Genomic DNA, 5,331 nt, shown 5'->3' with positions numbered 1-5,331 from the left:
ATAGGCTAACGGTTCTCGCTCGACTGAGCCCGTAGAGGACTTTCACCTCCTAGATCAACACCATGCTCGGCGCACAAAAATAAAAAGGCACTCAGTGAGTGCCTTTCCATTTTAATGCATAAGAGTAATCGCTATAAATTTGGCCCTAACCACTTTTCAGCCTCTTCTAATGTCCAACCTTTTCGTTGTGCATAGTCTTCCGCCTGATCCTTCTGAATTTGCGCGACTGCAAAATAACGAGATTCTGGGTGAGAGAAATACCAACCTGAAACTGCAGCTCCCGGCCACATCGCATAGCTTTCAGTTAACGTCATTCCAGCATTTTTTTCAGGTTCTAGCAGTGACCAAATCGCGCCTTTTTCAGTATGTTCTGGACATGCAGGGTAACCCGGTGCAGGGCGAATACCTTGGTATTTTTCTCGGATCAAATCATCATTCGTCAGCGCTTCATCAGGGGCAAATCCCCATAGTTCTGTGCGTACTTTTCTATGTAAGCATTCAGCAAACGCTTCCGCCAATCGATCCGCAACGGCTTGGATCATGATGGCATTATAATCGTCACCCGCTTCTTTAAATTGCTCGGCAATGTCATATTCACCAATACCACCAGTTACCGCAAACGCACCAATCCAATCAGGCTTATTACTTTTCTTCGGTGCAATATAGTCCGACAGACAGTAGTTAGCCCCTTTGGTTTTCTTTGTCTGCTGACGTAAACCATGCAGCACTGTTAATACTTCCGTGCGAGTGTCGTCGGTATACACTTCAACGTCATCGCCAATGTTATTAGCCGGAAATAAGCCGCAAACACCATTTGCTTTGATCGTGCCTTTTTGTTCGATCTCATCCAATAATGCATTCGCATCATTAAACAAACGCAGTGCTTCTTCTCCCACCACTTCATGCCGTAAAATCGTCGGGTATTTACCACTTAGCGACCAAGTCATGAAAAAGGGTGTCCAATCGATATATTGGCGTAATTCCGCAACCGGAAAGTCTTTGAATATATGTACACCCGGCTTTGCAGGAATAGGGGGCGTGTATTCATTCCAATCAATATCAGCACAGTTCTCACGAGCTTGCTCTAGCGTGACAGGGGCGGTGCGAGGTTTTTTACGACTATGTTGATCGCGTACTACGTCATATTCTTTATCTAACCGCTCAACAAAAGCTGGTCGCTGCGCATCAGACAATAAGGCAGAGCATACTCCAACAGCACGAGATGCATTCGATACATACACCACAGGCGCATGATAATTTTGCTCTATCTTAACCGCTGTATGTGCTTTTGAAGTGGTGGCACCGCCAATCAAAAGCGGTAAATCAAAACCTTGTCGTTCCATTTCTTTGGCTACGTGGACCATTTCATCAAGCGATGGGGTAATCAGGCCACTTAACCCAACAATGTCGACATTTTCTTCTTTCGCCACTTTGAGGATCTTTTCACAAGATACCATCACTCCAAGATCAATAATCTCATAGTTATTACACTGCAAAACAACCCCTACGATATTCTTACCAATATCATGGACATCGCCTTTTACCGTCGCCAGCAATATTTTTCCGTTGCTATAACCCGCCTGCTTTTCAGCATTAATGTAAGGCTCTAAATAGGCAACGGCTTGTTTCATTACACGAGCCGATTTGACTACTTGAGGTAAAAACATTTTACCTTCACCAAACAAGTCACCGACCACATTCATGCCCGACATTAATGGGCCTTCAATCACTTCAAGAGGCTTACTCGCTTTGGCGCGCGCTTCTTCTGTATCTTCAACGATAAACTCTGTAATGCCTTTAACTAACGCATGTTCAAGGCGCTTTTCAACAGGCCAACCACGCCACTCTTGCGCACTGCGATCTTCTTCTACTTTGCCGCTATCGCGGTATTTTGCTGAAATATCGAGTAAACGTTCAGTGCTGTCAGAGCGACGATTAAGGACAACATCTTCAACGGCTTCGCGTAATTCATCCGGTAAATCATCATAAATAGCTAATTGACCTGCATTGACGATCCCCATATCCATGCCTTGCTTAAAGCAGTGATAAAGGAAAACAGCATGAATAGCTTCACGTACCGCGTTATTACCACGGAAAGAAAAAGAAACGTTAGACACACCGCCCGAAATCATGGCGTATGGCAACGTGCGCTTGATATCACCGACCGCTTCAATAAAGTCGACCGCATAATTATCATGCTCTTCAATACCGGTTGCGACGGCAAAAATATTAGGGTCAAAGATAATATCTTCAGGTGGAAAACCCACTTCGTCGACTAATACTCGATACGCATTGGTACAAATCTCAACTTTTCGCTCTCTGGTATCGGCCTGACCTACTTCATCAAATGCCATCACTATCACCGCAGCACCATAGCGACGCAGTAATTTAGCTTGGCCTATAAATTTCTCTTTTCCTTCTTTCAAAGAAATCGAATTAACAATCGGTTTACCTTGAACGCATTTAAGGCCCGCCTCAATCACTTCCCATTTAGAGGAGTCGACCATAATGGGCACTTTTGAGATTTCAGGCTCGGTGGCACAAAGGTTTAAAAAGCGCACCATCGCAGCTTCTGCATCCAGCATCCCCTCATCCATATTAATATCGATGATTTGTGCTCCCGCTTCGACTTGTTGTCGTGCGACTTCCAATGCCTCGTCGTATAGTTCTTCTTTGATAAGCCGTTTAAAGCGAGCGGAGCCTGTAACGTTAGTACGCTCACCAACATTTACAAACAAAGTATCCGCATCAATGGTCAGTGGCTCAAGGCCGGATAATCGGCAAGCAACCGGGATTTCAGGTAATTGGCGAGGTTGAAGGTCACGCGTGACTTCATACATTTGACGAATATGATCAGGGGTTGTACCACAACACCCACCAACCAGATTTAAGAAACCGCTTTGCGCCCATTCTTGAATATGTTCAGCCATCTCTTCAGGGCTTAAATCATATTCACCAAAAGCATTAGGTAAGCCTGCATTAGGGTGAGCAGAAACGGCACATTCTGAAATACGCGATAATTCACTCACATATTCACGCAACTCATCAGGCCCCAACGCACAGTTCAAGCCAAATGAAATCGGTTTTACGTGACGCAATGAGTTATAAAATGCTTCGGTCGTTTGACCTGAGAGTGTACGACCAGAAGCATCGGTGATCGTACCTGATATCATCACAGGTAAGTGGATACCATCTTCTTCGAATACCGTTTCAACAGCAAAAGTACAGGCCTTTGCATTCAAGGTATCAAAGATAGTTTCCACCAAAATAATATCAGCTCCGCCCGCAATAAGCGCACGCGTCGATTCAGAATAAGCTACCACCAACTGGTCAAAGGTGACATTGCGATAGCCGGGATCATTAACATCAGGAGAAATAGAACACGTACGGTTCGTTGGGCCCAACACACCAGCAACAAAGCGAGGTTTATCAGGCGTTTTAGCTGTCCACTCATCAGCAGCTTGGCGAGCAAGCTTCGCAGCTTCATAATTGATTTCTGCGCTCAAGCTTTCCATATCATAGTCAGCCATCGCAATCGTGGTGGCATTGAAAGTGTTCGTCTCTAAAATATCAGCGCCTGCCTCTAAATAAGCAAGATGGATATCTTTGATTAACTGTGGCTGGGTCAGGACAAGTAGGTCGTTATTACCTTTCAGATCTGAATGCCAATCGCGGAAGCGTTCACCTCGGTGATCTTCTTCCTCTAATTTATATCCCTGAATCATGGTGCCCATGCCACCATCTATGATTAGGATCTGTTGTGCTAACCTTTGTTCAAGTATTCCTTTGCCCTTAGCCACTATCTACTTCCTTTTTTAGTGTTACAGCTAATTCACATCCTATCACAGCAACAATGGAAATCTAGACGTCTAAAGATAATTGGAATAGAAAAACTAATTCATCAAAAGCCTGATTTTTTTATGGCTATCATGACCCGATGGTTTTATATTTTGTGACAATTTTTAACTTTACACATTCACCAACCCGAGGTTTCGAATGTCCGTATACAGTACCTTATGTTTCCTTGCCGCAGCGGCGATGCTCATCGCTTTTGTTAATAGCAAAATAGGCAAGATGCAAACAACCATAGCCATTACAGCAGGAGCGCTGGTTTTATCTATAGGGATCGTTATTGCCGGACAAAATGGGTGGTTTAATCTTCAAGACATCGCCGCAGAACAACTGGGGAAAATAAATTTTGAAAGTTTCCTTCTCAAAGGGATCTTAGGCTTTCTTCTTTTTGCTGGCGGCCTTGGCATTAAACTACCAAACCTCGAAGACCAAAAATGGGAAATCACCGTATTGGCATTAGGTGCCACTCTTTTCTCAACCTTCTTTATCGGTGGTGCTCTCTGGGGAATTTGCCAAGTTATCGGCATTCAATTTGATTTCATTTACTGCCTGATTTTTGGTTCTCTTATTTCACCGACCGACCCCATCGCTGTTCTGGCCATTGTGAAGAAAATGGATGCGCCACGCCGTATTTCAACCCAAATTGAAGGTGAGTCACTTTTCAATGATGGTTTTGGCCTTGTAATTTTCGTCACCCTTTTTACTGTCGCCTTTGGCCAAGAAGCACCGACGGTATTAGGTGTAGGTCAACTATTCCTACAAGAAGCAATTGGCGGTATAGCCTACGGCTTTGCACTCGGCCTGCTATTCCATTACTTGATCAGCGCAACCGATGATCACTCAATGGAATTGCTTTTGACACTAGGTATTCCTACTGCAGGTTACGTCTTTGCTGATGTGATTCATGTATCTGGCCCGCTAGCAATGGTGGTTGCAGGTATCATGATTGGTAACTGGACACGCTACATTGGCTTCTCAAAAGAGAGTGAAGATCACTTAGATCACTTCTGGGAACTCGTTGATGAATTCCTAAATGGTGTACTTTTCCTATTGATTGGTATGAGTATGCTGCAATTTAATTTCCACTCTGAAGATTGGATTCTAATGTCGATTGCCGTACCGCTAGTACTGCTTAGCCGCTACTTAAGCGTACGTTTATCGTATGTCGGCTTTAACCGATACCGAGACTACAACCCTTACTCTGTACGAATCCTTACCTGGGGTGGCTTGCGTGGTGGCTTAGCGCTCGCCATGGCAATGGCAATTCCTGCTGGTGTCATTGTTATTCCAGAAAAGAACATTGATGTCCGAGAAATCATCCTCGTCATGACTTATGCCGTAGTCGTGTTCTCTATTTTAATTCAAGGTTCAACCATTACCTCCCTGATCCAAAAAGCAAAAGGTTGGGAATCACAGAACAACTGATTTAAGCTACACCTCAATACAAAAAAGGCCTGCAGTCGCAGGCCTTTTTTATAT

At 44.2% G+C, this 5,331-nt stretch carries 2 protein-coding genes; one reads left to right on the top strand and one right to left on the bottom strand.

What is annotated here, in order from left to right:
- Positions 1–131 precede the first annotated feature (131 nt).
- Entirely contained in the window at positions 132–3,803 is a 3,672-nt protein-coding gene (metH, locus tag ASV53_RS22425; protein WP_094958752.1) for a methionine synthase, read from the bottom strand.
- 193 nt (positions 3,804–3,996) lie between these two features.
- On the opposite strand from metH, the gene ASV53_RS22420 reads away from it, so the two are divergent.
- Entirely contained in the window at positions 3,997–5,277 is a 1,281-nt protein-coding gene (locus ASV53_RS22420; protein WP_094958751.1) for a cation:proton antiporter, read from the top strand.
- The last annotated feature ends 54 nt before the right edge of the window (positions 5,278–5,331 follow it).

The sequence above is a fragment of the Photobacterium sanguinicancri genome (genome assembly GCF_002265265.1).
Classification (GTDB): Bacteria; Pseudomonadota; Gammaproteobacteria; order Enterobacterales; family Vibrionaceae; genus Photobacterium; species Photobacterium sanguinicancri.
This window is presented reverse-complemented; position numbering and strand designations above follow the sequence as displayed.